This window comes from Pseudomonas sp. Leaf59 (genome assembly GCF_920984685.1).
Lineage (GTDB): Bacteria > Pseudomonadota > Gammaproteobacteria > Pseudomonadales > Pseudomonadaceae > Aquipseudomonas.
Map to the genome: position 1 here is coordinate 27,544 of NZ_CAKLBR010000032.1, position 18,762 is coordinate 46,305.

General features: G+C 59.3%; 22 protein-coding genes and 1 tRNA gene. 21 read left to right on the forward strand and 2 right to left on the reverse strand.

What is annotated here, in order from left to right:
• Nucleotides 1–291 precede the first annotated feature (291 nt).
• Together LUB09_RS23125 and LUB09_RS23130 are read left to right on the forward strand one after the other, a co-directional pair.
• Nucleotides 292–717, forward strand: a complete 426-nt coding sequence (locus LUB09_RS23125; protein WP_209984253.1) for an HIT domain-containing protein — start codon at nucleotides 292–294, stop codon at nucleotides 715–717.
• 3 nt (nucleotides 718–720) lie between these two features.
• Nucleotides 721–927, forward strand: a complete 207-nt coding sequence (locus tag LUB09_RS23130; RefSeq protein ID WP_209984251.1) for a SlyX family protein — start codon at nucleotides 721–723, stop codon at nucleotides 925–927.
• A gap of 72 nt (nucleotides 928–999) precedes the next feature.
• Here LUB09_RS23130 and LUB09_RS23900 read toward each other — a convergent pair whose 3' ends face one another.
• Entirely contained in the window at nucleotides 1,000–1,602 is a 603-nt protein-coding gene (locus LUB09_RS23900; protein ID WP_057007172.1) for a cold-shock protein, read from the reverse strand.
• A gap of 326 nt (nucleotides 1,603–1,928) precedes the next feature.
• Between LUB09_RS23900 and LUB09_RS23140 the strand changes: the two genes are divergently transcribed.
• The 19 genes from LUB09_RS23140 (at nucleotide 1,929) to nadA (ending at nucleotide 18,038) form a co-directional block, all read left to right on the forward strand.
• On the forward strand, nucleotides 1,929–2,402 hold the full coding sequence (locus LUB09_RS23140; protein ID WP_003193874.1) for a Dps family protein: 474 nt from the start codon (nucleotides 1,929–1,931) through the stop codon (nucleotides 2,400–2,402).
• A 180-nt stretch (nucleotides 2,403–2,582) separates the two neighbouring features.
• Nucleotides 2,583–2,924, forward strand: a complete 342-nt coding sequence (locus LUB09_RS23145; protein WP_231423797.1) for a ribbon-helix-helix domain-containing protein — start codon at nucleotides 2,583–2,585, stop codon at nucleotides 2,922–2,924.
• Nucleotides 2,925–3,095: 171 nt separating this feature from the next.
• Complete coding sequence (locus LUB09_RS23150; RefSeq protein ID WP_003237677.1) at nucleotides 3,096–3,317, forward strand: FmdB family zinc ribbon protein; 222 nt, start codon at nucleotides 3,096–3,098, stop codon at nucleotides 3,315–3,317.
• 107 nt (nucleotides 3,318–3,424) lie between these two features.
• Nucleotides 3,425–5,200: an aspartate--tRNA ligase gene (gene aspS / locus LUB09_RS23155; RefSeq protein WP_021491234.1), complete on the forward strand. Its 1,776-nt coding sequence runs from the start codon at nucleotides 3,425–3,427 to the stop codon at nucleotides 5,198–5,200.
• Nucleotides 5,201–5,336: 136 nt separating this feature from the next.
• Entirely contained in the window at nucleotides 5,337–6,083 is a 747-nt protein-coding gene (locus LUB09_RS23160; protein ID WP_231423798.1) for a YebC/PmpR family DNA-binding transcriptional regulator, read from the forward strand.
• 154 nt (nucleotides 6,084–6,237) lie between these two features.
• A complete protein-coding gene (gene ruvC / locus LUB09_RS23165) occupies nucleotides 6,238–6,762 on the forward strand; it encodes a crossover junction endodeoxyribonuclease RuvC (RefSeq protein ID WP_003237683.1) in 525 nt (174 codons plus the stop codon).
• 63 nt (nucleotides 6,763–6,825) lie between these two features.
• Nucleotides 6,826–7,437: a Holliday junction branch migration protein RuvA gene (gene ruvA / locus LUB09_RS23170; protein ID WP_046069316.1), complete on the forward strand. Its 612-nt coding sequence runs from the start codon at nucleotides 6,826–6,828 to the stop codon at nucleotides 7,435–7,437.
• Complete coding sequence (ruvB, locus tag LUB09_RS23175) at nucleotides 7,438–8,496, forward strand: Holliday junction branch migration DNA helicase RuvB (RefSeq protein ID WP_057007167.1); 1,059 nt, start codon at nucleotides 7,438–7,440, stop codon at nucleotides 8,494–8,496.
• Nucleotides 8,497–8,646: 150 nt separating this feature from the next.
• Nucleotides 8,647–9,102 carry a tol-pal system-associated acyl-CoA thioesterase gene (gene ybgC, locus LUB09_RS23180; protein WP_209984239.1) on the forward strand — a complete coding sequence of 152 codons (456 nt, stop codon included), beginning with the start codon at nucleotides 8,647–8,649 and terminating at the stop codon, nucleotides 9,100–9,102.
• A 1-nt stretch (nucleotide 9,103) separates the two neighbouring features.
• On the forward strand, nucleotides 9,104–9,799 hold the full coding sequence (tolQ, locus tag LUB09_RS23185) for a protein TolQ (RefSeq protein ID WP_003237690.1): 696 nt from the start codon (nucleotides 9,104–9,106) through the stop codon (nucleotides 9,797–9,799).
• A gap of 23 nt (nucleotides 9,800–9,822) precedes the next feature.
• The gene (tolR, locus tag LUB09_RS23190; protein ID WP_162276088.1) at nucleotides 9,823–10,275 is read left to right on the forward strand and encodes a protein TolR; all 453 of its coding nucleotides are present in this window, start codon (nucleotides 9,823–9,825) and stop codon (nucleotides 10,273–10,275) included.
• Complete coding sequence (gene tolA / locus LUB09_RS23195; protein ID WP_003237694.1) at nucleotides 10,275–11,348, forward strand: cell envelope integrity protein TolA; 1,074 nt, start codon at nucleotides 10,275–10,277, stop codon at nucleotides 11,346–11,348. Before tolR ends, tolA begins: the two co-directional genes overlap by 1 nt.
• A 17-nt stretch (nucleotides 11,349–11,365) precedes the next feature.
• Nucleotides 11,366–12,646 (forward strand): Tol-Pal system beta propeller repeat protein TolB, encoded by a 1,281-nt coding sequence (tolB, locus tag LUB09_RS23200; protein WP_032871425.1) that lies wholly within the window; start codon nucleotides 11,366–11,368, stop codon nucleotides 12,644–12,646.
• Nucleotides 12,647–12,705: 59 nt separating this feature from the next.
• Entirely contained in the window at nucleotides 12,706–13,206 is a 501-nt protein-coding gene (gene pal / locus LUB09_RS23205; RefSeq protein WP_003209827.1) for a peptidoglycan-associated lipoprotein Pal, read from the forward strand.
• A gap of 6 nt (nucleotides 13,207–13,212) precedes the next feature.
• On the forward strand, nucleotides 13,213–14,046 hold the full coding sequence (gene ybgF / locus LUB09_RS23210; protein WP_003237697.1) for a tol-pal system protein YbgF: 834 nt from the start codon (nucleotides 13,213–13,215) through the stop codon (nucleotides 14,044–14,046).
• 164 nt (nucleotides 14,047–14,210) lie between these two features.
• A complete protein-coding gene (queE, locus tag LUB09_RS23215; RefSeq protein WP_231423799.1) occupies nucleotides 14,211–14,858 on the forward strand; it encodes a 7-carboxy-7-deazaguanine synthase QueE in 648 nt (215 codons plus the stop codon).
• A 111-nt stretch (nucleotides 14,859–14,969) separates the two neighbouring features.
• Nucleotides 14,970–15,045, forward strand: a tRNA-Lys gene (locus LUB09_RS23220).
• 150 nt (nucleotides 15,046–15,195) lie between these two features.
• The gene (locus tag LUB09_RS23225) at nucleotides 15,196–16,758 is read left to right on the forward strand and encodes a lactate dehydrogenase (protein WP_231423800.1); all 1,563 of its coding nucleotides are present in this window, start codon (nucleotides 15,196–15,198) and stop codon (nucleotides 16,756–16,758) included.
• A gap of 221 nt (nucleotides 16,759–16,979) precedes the next feature.
• The gene (nadA, locus tag LUB09_RS23230) at nucleotides 16,980–18,038 is read left to right on the forward strand and encodes a quinolinate synthase NadA (protein WP_231423801.1); all 1,059 of its coding nucleotides are present in this window, start codon (nucleotides 16,980–16,982) and stop codon (nucleotides 18,036–18,038) included.
• Between the two features lie 69 nt (nucleotides 18,039–18,107).
• Here nadA and LUB09_RS23235 read toward each other — a convergent pair whose 3' ends face one another.
• Nucleotides 18,108–18,596 (reverse strand): RDD family protein, encoded by a 489-nt coding sequence (locus LUB09_RS23235; protein WP_231423802.1) that lies wholly within the window; start codon nucleotides 18,594–18,596, stop codon nucleotides 18,108–18,110.
• Nucleotides 18,597–18,762: the final 166 nt, after the last annotated feature.

Sequence of the window (18,762 nt, forward strand, 5' to 3'; positions counted from 1 at the left end):
AATGCACACCGCTTGCCCGTGCCTTGCGTTACACGAAACCCGCGCCGTGGCAAAACGTTACCGGTTCACCCCAACGAGTGGGTACTCGGCGAATCGCTTTGAAGCACGGACGGATCATTTTGGTGCGTCCTGTCCAGACCCGTTCCTGCGTAGCCCCCACACGTGCTTGCCTCGAAAGGGTGCAGGTTTTTATCGTCCTGCGCCGCCGCCTTCCTGCATTCGCCGTGAAGCCTTGCGCAATCGAAGGTATGCTGGGGCGCAAAACCTGACCTGTTCAATGGAGTGCCCGCGGTGTTCGCACTGGATCAACGCCTGCAACAAGACACGCTGACCCTCGGGGATTTCCCGCTGTGCCGGCTGCTGCTGTCCAATGACTCGAATTATCCCTGGTTCATCCTGGTACCGCGTATCGACGGTATCAGTGAAGTGTTTCAGCTGAATGTCGCGGACCAGCAGGTGCTGTGGCAGGAAACCACAACCCTGGCGCACTTGCTGAACGAGGGCCTTGGCGCCGACAAGATGAACATTGGCGCATTGGGTAATGTCGTCAGCCAGTTGCATGTGCACGTCATCGTGCGCAAGCGTGATGACGCCGCCTGGCCTGCGCCGGTTTGGGGCAAACATCCGGCCCGTCCCTACACGCCTGAGCAAGTGACGGCCATTCGTGCGCAATTGCGTGGCCTGCTGCCTGCCGACTTCATCTTCACCCAGGACTGAATCATGGACCTGCAAGACCGCGTCACCGACCTGGAAAGCCGCCTGGCCTTCCAGGACGACACCATCGAAACCCTCAACGATATCCTGGTCACCCAGCAGCGCGCCGTCGAGCGCTTGCAACTGCAGATCGCTGCCCTGCTCAAGCGCCAGGAAGAAATGGGTGGCCAGTTCGAGTCATCCGAAGAAGAAGCGCCGCCGCCTCACTATTAATGGGCGTGCAATAAAAAACCGCGACCCGGCCAATGCCGGATCGCGGTTTTTTTTGCTGCGAAGGTGTGTGAATCAGCGACGCGGCAGCGCGGCGATCACATCTTCGGCTTGCAGGCCTTTGTCGCGGTTCATTACCGAGAACTCCACACGCTGGCCTTCGACCAGAACGCGATGGCCTTCGCCGCGGATGGCCCGGAAGTGGACGAAGATATCATCGCCCGAATCGCGGGAAATAAAGCCGAAGCCCTTGGAGGTATTGAACCACTTGACGGTCCCGGTATCCCGGTTGGTCATGTCGTAATTTTGCGACGCGGCCGCTGGGGACGAACGGTAGAAGCTGATGGCCAGGTGAAGAACGATGGCGACCACAGCAATAACCAGGCTGAGCAGAATGGCCGGGTGACCGCCGACTTCAGGCATGGGTGCCAGGAGGGTGAGAGTTTGCACGACAACGGCCAGTACCAGCAGCGCGCTGACCAGGTTTTGCAGTTGATGACGCGTGCCTTTGTTCCAGTAAGGGATTACCGGTGCGAGCGTCAGGTTCAGCAGGCCGAACAAGGCCAGGTACAGGGCATCATGTTGTTGCAGGTAGGGCAGGCTTTCAGGCTGCAGGCTCGGGATAAAGGACAGCAGCAAAGCCGCAACGCCCGTTAGCAGGTGGACGATTTTCAACATTTTGATTAACTCACTTTAAGACGGATCACGAGGAAGAGCTGACTGGCACGGTTCGCTTCTGAACAATGGGAGGCGTTGGGCACGTGCGCGGGGATCAGCCTATGTGACGTGCCGCACAGATAAACGGCAGCCACACGGCACCTATTTAACAGCAAAGGCTGTGCCTACTCAAATCAAGCATGGTGGGGACTTGTGCGGAGCGCGGCATTTCTGCTTCAAACGCTTGTCCTAGACGGATGCAGGCTTTTCGAGCGGCGTTCAGGCATTTCTTGCTAGAGTGGCCGTTCATTTGATCAATGAATACTCATCAATTGAAGGGGAAACACATGGCAATCGATATTGGTATCAGTGAAGAAGATCGTAAATCCATCGTCGACGGACTTTCACGGTTGCTGTCCGATACCTACGTACTGTATCTGAAGACCCACAATTTCCATTGGAACGTCACCGGCCCCATGTTTCGCACGCTGCACTTGATGTTTGAGGAGCAGTACAACGAGCTGGCGCTGGCGGTGGATTCCATTGCCGAGCGTATCCGTGCCTTGGGGTTCCCTGCACCGGGTGCCTACTCGATTTATGCCCGCCTGTCCTCGATCAAGGAAGAAGAGGGTGTGCCCAGCGCCGAAGAGATGATCAAACAGCTGGTGGCCGGTCAGGAAGCCGTCACGCGTACCGCTCGTGGCATCTTCCCGTTGCTCGACAAAGTCAGCGATGAGCCGACGGCAGACCTGTTGACCCAGCGCATGCAGGTGCACGAGAAAACGGCGTGGATGCTGCGCTCCCTGCTCGAAAATCAGTAAACGTCGTACACCGGTGGCGCCGTGCTGGCGCCGCCTGCGTGTTTCCGCGCACTTCCTGGCGTTGTCCTACGCCCATCTACTCCCCGTCTTCTGGCTGCCTGCCGCGCCCTGCTGTTTTATAGAGCCATTGCCCAATGGGAAGTCCCATGGGCTGCTGTTTGGCAATGGAGTGTCAGGTGTATGTCACGTGGAGTCGGTAGTGGAGTAATGGAAACCGCTGGTTTTCATAAGATAAAGGTCGACCCGTTTGCAAAAGGGTTCGATATGGGGCTGGCCAAGCCACTGTCCCGGTCAGTCAGGCTCAATGGGTTTTCCACCTGCCTGCGGCTCGAACAGATCTATTGGAATATCCTCACGGAAATTGCCAGGATCAATACCTGCTCGGTCAGTGCGCTGTTGTCCTATGTCGATCGGGAAGTGCATTTGCGCTACGGCGGCGTGAAGAACTTCAGCGGGCTGGTGAGGGTGGTGTGCGTGGTGCATGTATTGAACGGCTGCGTCACCCCCTCCTGCCCAGGTTAGTTCGTTGGTGCTTCGGGCCGGCCTGCCACCCAGGCTGGTCGGCCCTGGGCAGAAAGCCGGCTGCGCTGCCTCGATTTACCAGATATAATCCCGCGCTTTGCTGCGCATGCCGGGGCTTTATGCACAACGGCAGGGCGTGGCGCAGCAGGTTTTGATCGCCGAGACATCTCAATGCCCATGTACGACTATCAATGCGCTTCCTGTGGTCATCAATTGGAAGCCATTCAAAAGATCAGCGCCGCGCCGTTGGTCGATTGCCCAGCCTGTCAGGCGCCTGAATTGAAAAAAATGATGTCCATGCCAGGCTTCCGCCTCAGCGGCAATGGTTGGTACGAGACCGATTTCAAGACCGGCGCCAAGAAGAACCTGGCGGGCGGCGACAAGGCAGACTGAGTTGAACTCTACGCGCAGGCTCCTGCATTATCCGTCCCCTGCATAACTGTACGGTGACGAGGCGGGCCTCCACCGAATTTCGAATTACGAGAAGTGAAACCACGACCATGATGCGCAGCCACTATTGCGGCCAACTGAACGAGACCCTGGAAGGTCAGGAAATCACCCTTTGCGGATGGGTTCACCGTCGCCGCGACCACGGCGGGGTGATCTTCCTCGATATCCGTGATCGTGATGGTCTGGCCCAGGTGGTATTCGACCCGGACCGCGCCGAGAGCTTCGCTGCCGCCGACCGCGTGCGCAGCGAATACGTGGTCAAGATCACCGGCAAGGTGCGCCTGCGTCCGGCCGGTGCCGTGAACAAGAACATGGCGTCCGGCGGTATCGAAGTGCTGGGCTATGAACTCGAAGTGCTGAACGAGTCGGAAACCCCGCCGTTCCCGCTGAACGAATACTCCGACGTGGGCGAAGAAACCCGCCTGCGCTATCGCTTCCTCGACCTGCGTCGTCCGGAGATGGCCGAGAAGCTGCGTCTGCGTTCGCGCATGACCACCAGCATCCGCCGCTTCCTCGACGAAAACGGCTTCCTCGACGTTGAAACGCCGATCCTCACCCGGGCCACCCCGGAAGGCGCGCGTGACTACCTGGTGCCAAGCCGTACCCACGCCGGTTCGTTCTTCGCCTTGCCGCAGTCGCCGCAGCTGTTCAAGCAATTGCTGATGGTGGCCGGCTTCGACCGTTACTACCAGATCGCCAAGTGCTTCCGTGACGAAGACCTGCGCGCCGACCGCCAGCCGGAATTCACCCAGATCGACATCGAGACCAGCTTCCTCGATGAAAAAGAGATCATGGGCCTCACCGAACAGATGATCCGCAACCTGTTCAAGGAAGTGCTGGACCTGGAATTCGGCGACTTCCCGCACATGACCTTCGAAGAAGCCATGCGCCGCTACGGTTCCGACAAGCCGGACCTGCGCAACCCGCTGGAACTGGTGGACGTGGCCGACCAGCTCAAAGAGGTCGACTTCAAGGTGTTCAGCGGCCCGGCCAACGACCCTAAATGCCGCATCGCCGCACTGCGTGTGCCTGGCGGCGCGAGCATGCCGCGCAAGCAGATCGACGACTACACCAAGTTCGTCGGCATCTACGGTGCCAAGGGCCTGGCGTACATCAAGGTCAACGAGCGCGCCAACGGCGTTGACGGCCTGCAATCGCCGATCGTCAAGAACATTCCGCTGGACAACCTGAACGCGATCCTCGATCGCGTCGGTGCAGTTGACGGCGACATCGTGTTCTTCGGCGCCGACAAGGCCAAGATCGTCAGCGAAGCCTTGGGCGCACTGCGTATCAAGCTCGGTCACGACCTCAACCTGCTGACCTGCGAATGGGCCCCGATGTGGGTCGTTGACTTCCCGATGTTCGAAGAGAACGACGACGGCAGCTTCAGCGCCTTGCACCACCCGTTCACCGCGCCCAAGTGCTCCCCGGCCGAGCTGGAAGCCAACCCGGCAGGCGCCTTGTCCCGCGCCTACGACATGGTATTGAACGGCACCGAGTTGGGTGGCGGTTCGATCCGTATCCACCGCAAGGAGATGCAGCAAGCGGTGTTCCGTCTGCTGGGCATCAACGAAGCGGAACAGGAAGAGAAGTTCGGCTTCCTGCTCGACGCCCTCAAGTACGGCGCGCCGCCCCACGGTGGCCTGGCCTTCGGTCTGGACCGTCTGGTCATGCTGATGACCGGTGCTCAGTCGATTCGTGAAGTGATCGCCTTCCCGAAAACCCAGAGCGCTGCAGACGTCATGACCCAGGCGCCAGGTGTGGTGGATGCCAAGGCACTGCGCGAACTGCACATTCGCCTGCGCGAGACGCCAAAGGCTGAGTAAGGCTGCTGCGTGCTGGCGCACTGAGGTTTACGCAGTTAAAAAAGGCGCATCTTCGGATGCGCCTTTGCGTTACAAGGGTTGTATTGCGCCGCAAGCGTGATTGATAAGGTTTCTAGAGAATTTTTGGAGTTGTGTTATGGCTGGCCATTCCAAGTGGGCGAACATCAAGCACCGCAAAGAGCGTCAGGATGCCAAGAAAGGCAAGATTTTCACCAAGTGGATCCGTGAACTGACCGTCGCCGCCCGTCAGGGTGGCGGCGACCCGGGCTCCAACCCGCGCCTGCGCCTGGCGCTGGACAAGGCGTTGGGCGCCAACATGAGCCGCGACATCATCGACCGCGCCGTGGCCCGTGGTGCCGGCGCCGCCGACACCGACGACATGGTCGAACTGACCTACGAAGGCTACGGCCCGGGCGGCGTGGCGGTGATGGTCGAGTGCATGACCGACAACCGCAACCGCACTGCCGCTGCCGTGCGCCATGCGTTCAGCAAGTGCGGGGGCAACCTCGGTACCGACGGTTCGGTGGCCTACCTGTTCGAGCGCAAGGGCCAGATATCCTTCGCGCCGGGTGTGGATGAAGATGCGCTGATCGAAGCGGCGATGGAGGCCGATGCCGACGACGTGGTGACCAACGAAGACGGTTCCATCGACGTGTTCACCTCGTTCGCCAGCTTCTATGCCGTGCGCACTGCACTGGAAGCTGCCGGCTTCAAAGGCACCGACGCGGAAATCGTGATGCTGCCGACCACCAGCGCCGAGCTGGACCTGGACGGTGCACAAAAAGTGCTGAAGATGCTGGATATGCTCGAAGACCTGGATGATGTGCAGAACGTGTATTCCAACGCTGACATCCCTGAATCCGTCGCCGAACAACTAGGCTGAAGGACGACGCAGGTTCAAATGTGGGGGGGCTTGCTCCCGATAGCGGTGGTTCAGTCGAGTAATAGATAACTGACTCACCGCCATCGGGAGCAAGCCCCCTCCCACAGTTGAAACTGGTGTATCAAAAAATGTGTTTATCCAACCCGCAGGCGCTATGACTTTAATCCTTGGTATCGACCCCGGTTCGCGCATCACCGGTTTTGGCGTGGTGCAACACACCCCGCGTGGCTGCGTCTATGTGGCCTCGGGCTGCATCCGCACCGGGGCGGGCGAGTTGGCTGAGCGTCTGCAAATTGTCTATCGCGGCGTGCGTGAAGTGATCCAGACCTATGGCCCGGTTACCATGGGCATCGAAAAAGTATTCATGGCCAAGAACGCCGACTCCGCGCTCAAGCTCGGCCAGGCCCGGGGTGCCGCCATTGTGGCGGGTGCCGAGGAGGGCATGGAGATCGCCGAATACACCGCGACCCAGGTCAAGCAGGCCGTGGTTGGCACGGGTGGGGCGAATAAAGAGCAGGTGCAGATGATGGTCATGCATATGCTCAAACTCACCGCCAAACCGCAGATCGACGCCTCCGACGCCCTGGCCATTGCCATTTGCCATGCGCACACCCGATCCAGTCTGCTGCCCCACGGGCTTGGCACGGCACGTAGTCGTGGCGGGCGCCTGCGTCTCTGATAGCATCAGCGTTATTTCCGGTCAGGCGTCGATCTGGCCCTATGCTTTTTAAGGATCCGAACCGTGATTGGACGCCTGCGCGGCACCCTGGCTGAGAAACAGCCGCCGCACCTGATTCTGGATGTAAACGGGCTTGGGTATGAGCTTGAAGTGCCCATGACCACCTTGTACCGCCTACCGTCGGTCGGTGAGCCGATTACGCTGCACACTCATCTGGTGGTGCGCGAAGACGCGCAATTGCTCTATGGTTTCATCGGCAAGCGCGACCGCGATTTTTTCCGCGAACTGATTCGCTTGAATGGCGTAGGGCCGAAACTGGCGCTGGCGTTGATGTCGAGCCTGGAAGTGGATGAGCTGGTGCGGGCGGTGTCGGCCCAGGACACCTCGGCGCTGACCAAGGTGCCGGGGGTGGGCAAGAAGACCGCCGAGCGCCTGCTGGTGGAACTCAAGGACCGCTTCAAGGCCTGGGAAGTCGTACCGAACATGTTCGCGCTGGTGCCGAACCAGCCGGACATGCCGGCGGGGCAGGTCGCCAGCGCCGAAAGTGATGCGGTCAGTGCGCTGATTTCCCTGGGCTACAAGCCGCAGGAGGCCAGCAAGGCGGTATCGGCCATCAAGGACAAGAACCTGAGCAGCGAAGACATGATCCGCCGAGCCCTGAAGGGAATGATTTAAGTGATTGAAGCTGATCGTCTGATTGCGGCCACCGGCCCGCGCGACCGTGAAGAAGTCCAGGACCGCGCCATCCGCCCGCTGAGTCTGGCCGACTACATCGGCCAGCCCACCGTGCGCGAGCAGATGGAGCTGTTCATCCAGGCCGCGCGCGGGCGCAGCGAGTCCCTGGACCACACCCTGATCTTCGGTCCGCCGGGGCTGGGTAAAACCACCCTGGCCATGATCATCGCCAATGAAATGGGCGTGTCGATCAAGTCCACCTCCGGCCCGGTGCTTGAGCGTCCCGGCGACCTCGCGGCGCTGCTGACCAACCTTGAACCGCATGACGTGCTGTTTATCGACGAGATTCATCGGTTGTCGCCGATTGTCGAGGAAGTGCTGTACCCGGCCATGGAAGACTTCCAGCTCGACATCATGATCGGCGAGGGGCCGGCTGCCCGCTCGATCAAGCTCGACCTGCCGCCCTTTACCCTGGTGGGTGCGACCACCCGTGCAGGCATGCTGACCAACCCGCTGCGCGACCGTTTCGGTATCGTTCAGCGTCTGGAGTTCTACAGCACGGCGGACCTGGCGACCATTGTCATACGGTCGGCAGGTATTCTCGGCCTGCCGCTGGACCCTGAAGGTGCCTTTGAAATCGCCCGTCGGGCTCGCGGCACGCCACGTATCGCCAACCGTCTGCTGCGCCGCGTACGCGACTTTGCCGAGGTGCGCGCCAAGGGGCATATCACCAAAGCCGTGGCGGACCTGGCGCTGAACCTGCTGGATGTGGACGAGCATGGCTTCGATCACCAGGATCGACGCCTGCTCCTGACCATGATCGAGAAGTTCGACGGTGGCCCGGTAGGGGTCGACAGCCTTGCCGCCGCTATCAGCGAAGAGCGCCATACCATCGAGGATGTGCTGGAGCCGTACCTGATCCAGCAGGGCTACATCATGCGCACGCCGAGGGGGCGAGTGGTGACGCGTCATGCTTATTTGCACTTCGGGTTAAATATTCCGTCACGATTGGGAGAGATGCCCGTGGTAGACGAATTCCTCGATGCAGTGGACGATTAAAAGCTTGCGCCGCGCGATTTATCTGAGGTTTGTGCTGTCCCAGTGTCTGGCGTCGTCATTCAGTCGTTGTAAATATTCTTCAGGATGAAGAACGGGAATGAAAAAACAGTGGCGGGCCGGATTGGCAACCTGAGGAGTAAGCACTAGAGTATGCGCGCGCAAAACGTGGATCAGTCGTTCGTACATCGCTGTCGCGTTTATTACGAGGACACCGATGCCGGCGGCATCGTGTATTACGTCAATTACCTCAAGTTCATGGAACGGGCTCGAACCGAGCGGCTAAGGGAGCTGGGCTTTGCCCAATCCACGCTGGCAGGGGAGGACCTGTTATTCGTCGTGCATTCCAGTGAGGCGCGCTACCACTCACCTGCGCGCCTGGACGACGAGTTGCTGGTCAGCGCTGAAGTAATCGAATTGAACCGTGTCAGCCTGCGTTTCAAACAGCAGGTCAGGCGGGCAACGGATGCAACGCTGCTCTGTGAGGGGCAGTTTCTGGTGGCGTGTGTGCGCACCAATAGTTTGAAACCTCGGGCCATTCCCGAAACTCTACGTGCGGCCTTTGCCGCCGTGAGCGGCGCGGGTAAACAATCAGAGCAGGAGATTTAGCGTGGAACCTACCGTCGTCGACCATTCCTCCATGTGGAGCCTGGTCAGCAATGCCAGTGTTGTGGTTCAACTGGTCATGCTGACCCTGGTAGCCGCATCGGTTACCTCTTGGGTCATGATTTTCCAGCGCAGCAACATGCTGCGTGCCGGTCGACGTGCCCTGGAGAGCTTCGAGGAGCGCTTCTGGTCGGGTATCGACCTGTCCAAGCTGTACCGTCAGGCTGGCAGCAACCCGGACCCGGATTCGGGTGTGGAGCAGATCTTCCGTGCCGGTTTCAAGGAGTTTTCCCGTCTGCGTCAGCAGCCCGGCGTCGATCCGGAAGCCGTCATGGAAGGCGTGGCCCGTGCCATGCGCGTCGCCATTTCCCGTGAAGAAGAGAAGCTTGAGCAAAGCTTGCCGTTCCTGGCCACTGTGGGTTCCGTCAGCCCGTACATCGGCCTGTTCGGCACCGTGTGGGGCATCATGAACTCGTTCCGCGGCCTGGCCCAGGCCCAGCAGGCGACCCTGGCCACCGTGGCCCCGGGTATCGCCGAAGCGCTGATCGCCACCGCAATCGGCCTGTTCGCGGCGATCCCGGCAGTCATCGCCTACAACCGTTTTGCTGCCACCAGCGAAACGCTGATCGGCCGTTACTACACCTTCGCCGATGAGTTCCAGGCGATCCTGCACCGTAAAGTGCACACCAGCGAAGAATAAGCAGGTAATTCCCAATGGCTTTAATCGCTCGAGCGCGCAAAAAGCGCAAGCCGGTCGCCGAGATGAACGTAGTGCCCTACATCGACGTGATGCTGGTGCTGCTGGTGATTTTCATGGTGACCGCGCCGATGCTCAACCAGGGCGTGAAGGTTGATCTGCCCAAGGTTTCCAGTGAAGCCTTGCCGCAGGACAACAACACGCAGGTGCTGACCATTTCGATCAAGTCCGACAAGACCTATTACTGGAACCTTGGCAGCGAAGTCGACACCCAGAAACAGCAGGACAAGGCCCTGACCCTGCCGGCGATGACCGATGCGGTGACCAAGATCATTCGCTCCGGCAACGAAGGCGGCAAGCGCACCCAGGTCTTCATCCGCGGCGACAAATCGGTTGACTACGGCTCCGTCATGGGCGCCATGGGCGGGCTGCAGAAGGCCGGCGTCGGTAACGTTGGCCTGATCACCGAGGCGCCCTGATGCAGCAACAGCGAGAGCCGTCCGCCTCGGAAAGCTTCTTCTGGCCTGGCGTGTGGGCGATAGCTCTGCACGTGCTGGTGTTCGGCATGCTGTTCGTCAGCTTTGCCATGACCCCGGACCTGCCGCCGGCCAAGCCGATCGTGCAGGCGACCCTGTATCAACTGAAATCGAAAAGTCAGGCTACCACCCAGACCAATCAGAAGATTGCGGGTGAGGCCCAGAAGTCGGCCGCGCGCCAGACCGAAGTCGAGCAGATGGAACAGAAGAAGGTCGAGCAGGAAGCGGTGAAGGCGGCTGCGGAACAAAAGAAAGAAGAGGCGGCTCAAAAGGCCGAGGAATCGAAAAAGGCTGACGAAGCGAAGAAAGCCGACGAGGCCAAAAAGGCTGATGAAGCCAAGAAAGCCGACAAAGCTGCCGAAGCTAAAAAAGCTGAAGAGAAACAATTGGCTGATATAGCCAAGAAGAAATCTGAAGAAGAAGCGAAAAAAGCTGCTGAAGAAGAGGCCAAGAAAAAGGCCGCTGAAGAAGCCAAGAAAAAGATTGTCGAAGACGCGAAGAAGAAAGCCGCCGAAGACGCCAAGAAAAAAGCTGAAGCAGACGAGGCGAAGAAGAAAGTCGCCGACGACGCGAAGAAGAAAGCTGCCGCCGACGCCACCAAGAAGAAGGCCCAGGAAGCAGCGCGTAAATCCGCCGAAGAGAAAAAGGCTCAGGCCCTGGCAGATTTGCTCTCCGACACGCCGCAGCGTCAGCAAGCCTTGGCCGATGAGCGTGGCGATGAAGTAGCGGGCAGTTTCGACGACCTGATTCGGGCACGGGCAGCAGAAGGCTGGACACGTCCACCTTCGGCACGTAAAGGCATGACAGTAGTGCTGCAGATCGGCATGTTGCCGGACGGTACGGTGACTTCGGTCAGCGTGGCCAAGTCCAGTGGTGACGGTTCGTTCGACAGTTCGGCGGTTGCCGCGGTCAAGAACATTGGCCGGTTGACCGAGATGCAGGGAATGAAACCAAGCGACTTCGCTCCCTATCGTTCATTCAAGATGACATTCACACCTGAGGATCTAGCCTTGTGAGAAACCTTCTTCGAGGAATGCTTGTCGTTATTTGCTGTATGGCAGGGATAGCGGCGGCGGATGAAAAGAACATCCTGGTAACCAGCGGCAGTGATCGGGCCACCCCGATCGCGGTGGTGCCGTTCGGCTGGCAGGGCGGCAGCGTGCTGCCGGATGACATGGCCCAGATCGTCAGCGACGACCTGCGCAACTCCGGCTACTACGCACCGATTCCAAAAGGCAACATGATCAGCCAGCCAACCCAGGCCAGCGAAGTCAGCTTCCGTGACTGGAAAGCAGTGGGCGCGCAGTACCTGATGGTCGGCAGCATCACGCCGGCCGGCGGTCGTCTGCAGATCCAGTACACCTTGTTCAACGTGGCCACCGAGCAGCAGGTTTTGACCGGCAGCGTGTCGGGGACTGCCGAGCAACTGCGCGACATGGCCCACTACATTTCGGACCAGTCGTTTGAAAAGCTCACCGGCATCAAAGGGGCGTTCTCCACGCGCCTGCTGTATGTCACGGCTGAGCGTTTCTCGGTGGACAACACCCGTTACACGCTGCAGCGCTCGGATTACGACGGTGCACGCGCCGTAACCCTGCTGCAATCGCGTGAGCCGATCCTGTCGCCGCGTTTTGCACCGGATGGCAAGCGTATTGCCTATGTCTCGTTCGAGCAGAAGCGCCCGCGCATCTTCGTCCAGCACATCGACACAGGGCGTCGTGAGCAGATCACCAACTTCGAAGGCCTCAACGGTGCGCCGGCCTGGTCGCCGGATGGTTCGCGCCTGGCGTTCGTGCTGTCCAAGGACGGCAACCCGGATATCTACGTGATGAACATGGCTTCGCGCCAGATCAGCCGCGTGACCAGCGGTCCTGGCATCAACACTGAACCGTTCTGGGGCAAGGATGGTTCGACCATCTACTTCACCTCCGACCGGGGCGGCAAGCCACAGATCTATAAAACGAGCGTGGGTGGTGGTGGCGCAGAACGCGTAACCTTCATTGGCAACTACAATGCTAATCCGAAGCTTTCGGCCGATGAAAAGACGTTGGTGATGATTCACCGTCAGGATGGTTTCACTAATTTCCGGGTTGCGGCCCAGGATTTGCAGCGTGGAACCGTAAAAATCCTTACAGATACCAACCTTGATGAGTCAGCCACTGTTGCGCCCAACGGCACCATGGTAATCTACGCCACCCGCCAGCAGGGCCGGGGAGTCTTGATGCTCGTGTCCATTAATGGACGCGTAAGGCTCCCGCTTCCTACCGCACAAGGCGAAGTCAGAGAACCATCCTGGTCCCCTTACCTGAACTGACGCGGCGCTACAAAAAAAGAGATTTGCTTAACACACTGGGGTTCATTAGGAGTTTCACGATGGAAATGCTGAAGTTTGGTAAGTTTGCTGCTCTGGCTCTGGCTCTGTCCGTAGCCGTTGGTTGCTCGTCCAAAGGCGGCGACAACGCCGGTGAAGGCGCAGCTGTTGATCCAAACGCTGGTTACGGCGCTAACACGGGTGCAGTTGACGGCTCCCTGAGCGAAGAAGCTGCTCTGCGCGCTATCACCACTTTCTACTTCGAATACGACAGTTCGGACCTGAAACCAGAAGCCATGCGCGCTCTGGACGTTCACGCCAAGGACCTGAAAGCTAACGGCGCTCGCGTTGTTCTGGAAGGTAACACCGACGAACGTGGTACTCGTGAGTACAACATGGCACTGGGCGAGCGTCGTGCGAAAGCCGTTCAGCGCTACCTGGTACTGCAAGGTGTTGCTCCAGGCCAACTGGAACTGGTTTCCTACGGTAAAGAGCGTCCAGTTGCTACTGGCCACGACGAGCAGTCCTGGGCTCAAAACCGTCGCGTCGAACTGCGTAAGTAATTCGTCATGCGAACGTGCCGTCGTGCTCTAACTGTATTGGCTCTCAGCCTCGCACCGCTTGCGGTGTGGGCTGCGGTTCCTGTAACGGACAGCAACTCAGGCTATAACAATAGCGGGAGCAGCTATCCGCCAGCGGGTTATGGCACGAACGGCGCCTATGCCGGGGGGGCGGCGACGTCCGCCCCTTCGGCACAGGGCGAACTGTTCAATCAGCTGCAACGCATGCAGGATCAACTGGCGCAGCAACAAGGCACCATTGAAGTTCTGCAGAATCAAGTGAATCAGCTCAAGCAAGAAGGCCTGGAGCGTTACCAGGATCTTGATCGACGTATTGGAGCCGGCGTAACACCTGCCGCTACTCCTGATAATTCTTCTGCCGGTGGCGCGCCAAGTGCCGCTGCCGGTGGTGCAGCAGCAGGGGCGGCTGCCAGCCAGGCCCCTGCCGCGAGCAGCGAACCGGGCGATCCGGCGAAGGAAAAACTGTATTACGATGCAGCCTTCGACCTGATCAAAGCCAAGGATTTCGACAAGGCGAGCCAGGCATTTGCCGCTTTCCTGCGTAAATACCCAAACAGCCAGTACGCGGGCAATGCCCAATACTGGTTGGGCGAGGTCAACCTGGCCAAGGGTGACCTGCAAGGTGCCGGCCAGGCGTTTGCCAAGGTCAGCCAGCTGTACCCCAAGCACGCCAAGGTGCCGGATTCGCTGTACAAACTCGCTGACGTAGAACGCCGCCTGGGTCATACCGACAAGGTCAAAGGCATTCTGCAGCAGGTAGTGGCCCAATATCCGGGCACCTCAGCTGCGCAGTTGGCCCAGCGGGATCTGCAGCGCTTGTAAGCCATGCAGTCCGTTCAGAAGAAACCCGCGCCTGGCGCGGGTTTTTTCGTTAGAATCCACGCCCTTTTATGACACCCGCTTCCTGGGGTCGGCGCATTGGCGCAACCCCTTGAAGTGCCTGACGGAGGCGGACAGCCTGTTTAGCTGTTACGCCCGTGGCGACTATGCAAGACACATTACGTATTACCGAAGTTTTTTACTCGTTGCAGGGTGAAACGCGAACCGCTGGCCTGCCCACGGTTTTTGTTCGCCTCACCGGTTGCCCGTTGCGCTGCCAGTACTGCGACAGCGCTTACGCCTTCAGTGGCGGCACCGTGCGTACCCTCGACGACATCCTCGAGCAGGTTGCCGGCTACCGGCCGCGCTACGTCTGTGTAACGGGCGGTGAGCCCCTGGCCCAACCGAATGCCATCCCTTTGCTCAAGCACTTGTGCGACGCCGGCTACGAGGTGTCTCTGGAAACCAGTGGTGCGCTGGATATCTCCGCTGTCGACCCGCGTGTAAGCCGCGTGGTCGACCTCAAAACACCGGGCTCCAGGGAAGCACACCGTAACCTCTACGAGAACCTGGATTTGCTGACGGCCAACGATCAGGTCAAGTTCGTCATCTGTTCCCGTGAAGACTACGACTGGGCCAACTCCAAGCTGATCCAATATGGCCTGGACCGTCGCGCCGGTGAAGTGCTGTTCTCTCCCAGCCATCACGACCTGAACGCCCGCGACCTGGCAGACTGGGTAGTGGCGGACAACCTGCCGGTGCGTCTGCAATTGCAGTTGCACAAGTACCTGTGGAACGACGAGCCTGGCCGCTGAGAGGGCCTGAAAACGGCCACAATTGCAGATGCAACGCGGTATTTCTGATTTATTTCAAATAAGGTGTTGAATAATCCTTAGAAATCAGTATTATACGCGCCACCACACAGCGGGTCGTTAGCTCAGTTGGTAGAGCAGTTGGCTTTTAACCAATTGGTCGTAGGTTCGAATCCCACACGACCCACCATATTTGGCGGTTTAGAAAATCCGGAAGGCCCACGAAAGTGAGGATTTCCGGGTTTTTTTTTGCCTGGTTGAAAAGTCAAAATCAACCCGCTGTCAATCGCACCCTATCTTGGTTAAATTGGAGACTGCTCCACTCACGACAGGGATCGTCATGACTACGCTTTCACCCATCAGCTCCAGCCTCAGCCCGATTCTGCGTCTTGCGGGTCAACCACTTGCCGCCCAGCCACGCTATACCCCTGTTGCTGATCGACCTTCATCCGTCGTCAGTCTGGGCAACGTGGTATCCGACACGCTCTCCAGCACCTACTCTGTGCGTGGGCAACTGCCCGGCCAGGCCCCGGCGCTGGCTTGGGAGAGTGACAGTCATGACACCCTGAGCAAGGCGATCAATACCAACTTCAACGCATTATCCATTGCCAACCGCTTCAAAGGCCTGGGCGACAGTCTGGTGGCACAGTTTGCCGAGGGCGGTACGGATATTTCCCAGTCGGTACGCTATGCAGGCGCAGAAAGTGCCGGCGAGCTCAAGCTCAGTCAGTCGCTGCTGCACAGTAAGGCCGACAATCTGGTCAGCCTTAACATCAAGACCGCCAGCGGCAAGACCATCACCTTCAGTTTATCCAGCCAGAGCGATGGCCTGGGCGTTCAGGCCACTGTGGACGGTGGCACCTTGAGCGACGATGAGCTCAAGGCCGTCGGTCAGTTGAGCAGCGCGTTCCAGGCAGCGGTCGACGGGCTGACCGCCGTGCCGCCGAAGCTCGATCTGGGCGGCCTGACCCGGTTCGATTCCGGAATATTGGCATCCGTCGACCTCAACGCCAGGTTGGAGATAGCGGACACGCAGCAGCAGACCCTTGCGTTTCACGCCGACAACCAGAGCCGTACCACCCGCATGAGCGGTGCGGATGGCGAATTGAGCCTCGCGGTGGACCTGAAAAACGCTGCGATCCTCGGCGAAGCTCAACAACAGGCCAAGGCGCTGAAAAGCTACCTGGCTCAGTTTGATCGAGTGCAGGAGCGGGGCAATGCCAAGGCGCCATTGATGAGCATGTTCAAGGACGCGTTCAGCGCCATGAACAGCAATTATCCTCAAGGTGCCGCTGCACCCGAGGCCCTGACCCGCAATCCGGCAGATCAGCGCTTGCTCAGTGGCTTGGCTGACTTCAAGGCATCGATCAAACAGGCCAGCGAAGCTTCCAACCCGATGCGTCCGTCCGAGGTCGATAGCTTTGCCTACGACGTAGCGCAGAACACCCGCGTGGGTGGCAGCAGCACGTTGGACCGCAGCGTGACCCAGGATCAGCAATCGAGCCTGTCCGCCAGTTTCCACAAGGATCTGAACGGCACCCTAAACCCCGCGCTCGGCACCACGGCCGAATCGCAGAATTACTTTTATGTGCAGGTCGAGGACACGGCCAGCAGCTCGACCCATCTGGGGTATAAGGAAGGAATGCTTACCCGGGCCTCTGTCTCGCAGTCCGCAAGCCAGGATACGCGTACGCAAAAATACGTGATGGGCAAGCAGGTCGACGAGACGTTTGTGCCCCGGCACGCTTCGGCCAGGCGTGACTACGTGACATTGCTGGAACACGCGGCAAGGGAAAGCAATAAGTCCAGGGAGGCGCTGGAAGAGCCTACGCTCAAGGAGGCATTGGCGCACATGCATGCCGCTGTGCTGCTGCAGGAAGATCCCTCCGCACTGTCGCGCTGACAACGTCCATAAAACAGGAAACCCGGTTTCCTGTTTTTAGGCCTGACAGATGCGCACGTCAGCCCCAAATTAGGCTTTTGAATCGATTCGATATTCTGTAGCCTTGCGCAGCTTCATCCGTGCTTGATGAACACAATCACTTCGTCCGGCGGCGCCCGAAGGGCTCCAGAGCCGGTGGTACACTCGACTTTCGCGCAACTGCGCCTGCAGGTCTTGCGAACATGACGCACATTTCCGAACGCCTACTGGTTCAAGCCCATCTCGACGCCAAGGCGCCCAAGGCCCTCAGCGCCGACGAAGAGGCCGCCCTGCGCGTCGCTATCGCCGCCGAGCTCAACGCTCAGGACGCGGTGCTGGTTGCCCACTTTTACTGCGATCCGGTGATTCAGGCCCTGGCCGAAGAAACCGGTGGCTGCGTCTCCGACTCCCTTGAAATGGCGCGCTTCGGCGCTGCTCACCCGGCCAAAACCGTACTGGTGGCCGGCGTGCGTTTCATGGGCGAGACCGCCAAGATCCTCACCCCTGAAAAGCGCATCCTCATGCCGACCCTGGAAGCCACCTGCTCCCTGGACCTTGGCTGCCCGGTGGATGAGTTTTCGGCGTTTTGCGACCAGCATCCCGAGCGCACCGTGGTGGTGTATGCCAACACCTCGGCAGCGGTCAAAGCCCGTGCCGACTGGGTGGTGACCTCCAGCTGCGCGCTGGAAATCGTCGAGAGCCTGATGGACAACGGCGAGACCATCATCTGGGGGCCGGACAAGCACCTGGGCACCTATATTCAGCGTCAGACCGGCGCCGACATGTTGCTGTGGGACGGTGCCTGCATCGTCCACGAAGAGTTCAAGTCCAAGCAGCTCGAAGACATGAAGGCGCTGTACCCGGACGCTGCGATCCTGGTGCACCCCGAGTCGCCGACCGCCGTGATCGAACTGGCGGATGCGGTGGGTTCCACCAGCCAACTGATCGCTGCAGCGCAGCGCCTGCCGAACAAGACCTTCATCGTGGCGACGGACCGCGGCATCTTCTACAAGATGCAGCAGCTGTGCCCGGACAAGGTTTTTGTCGAAGCGCCCACAGCGGGCAACGGCGCCGCATGCCGCAGTTGCGCGCACTGCCCGTGGATGGCGATGAATACCCTGGAGCGCACGTTGCAGTGCCTGCGTGAGGGCAGTAACGAGATATTCGTCGAGCCGTCGGTGATCCCCCATGCGGTGCGCCCGCTCAAGCGCATGCTGGATTTCACCCAGGCTGCGCGGCTCAAGCTGGCCGGCAACGCCTGACGCCAGCCGGACATCGCTAAAATGTGGGAGGAAGCTTGCTCCCACATTTGGATTTTCATTATTTCGGAATTATTTTTTCTGCTTGGGGATTCGCACCAGTTGCGTGTCCGAGTAGATGTCATGCCAACTGCGTTTGTGCTTATCGAACAATGACCAGACGAACCCAAGCCCCACGCACAGCCACGACGCAATCGATACCATAAAGCGCAACAGCGCCTGCCACAGGCTGATACGCGAGCCGTCGGCGTTCTGCACGCGCACGCCCCAGACCTGCATGCCCAGTGTCTGCCCGGAGTGAGTCCAGAACTTGGCAAAAAAGCCGAACAGCACAAACAGCAGGAGGGTCGACAGTATCGGGTCACCGTCCAGCGCGCCGGACTCGCTGAGCGTGCGCATGTTCGCTTCCCCCACGAACGCAATCCACACCAGCGTGTAGATAAAAGCGGTGACGATCAGCAGCGCAGTGCACAACAGAGCGTCATAGAGCATCGCTGCCAGGCGACGACCCAGGCCGGCGGCGGGGAACGCGCCCTGGGGGCTCAGCAGGGGCTTGGGCATGGCAGGGCTCTCGCAGGAAAACGCCCAGTTTACGGATTCGCGTGTCTAGTCCTGAAATAGGTTTACACCTGTTTCAGTCTCAAAACGCCTGATGCACCGCATCGGGCGTTTTGTATTTCAGGGATAAGTGCGGCCGCTCCCCGTTGTAGATCAGCACCGACTCATC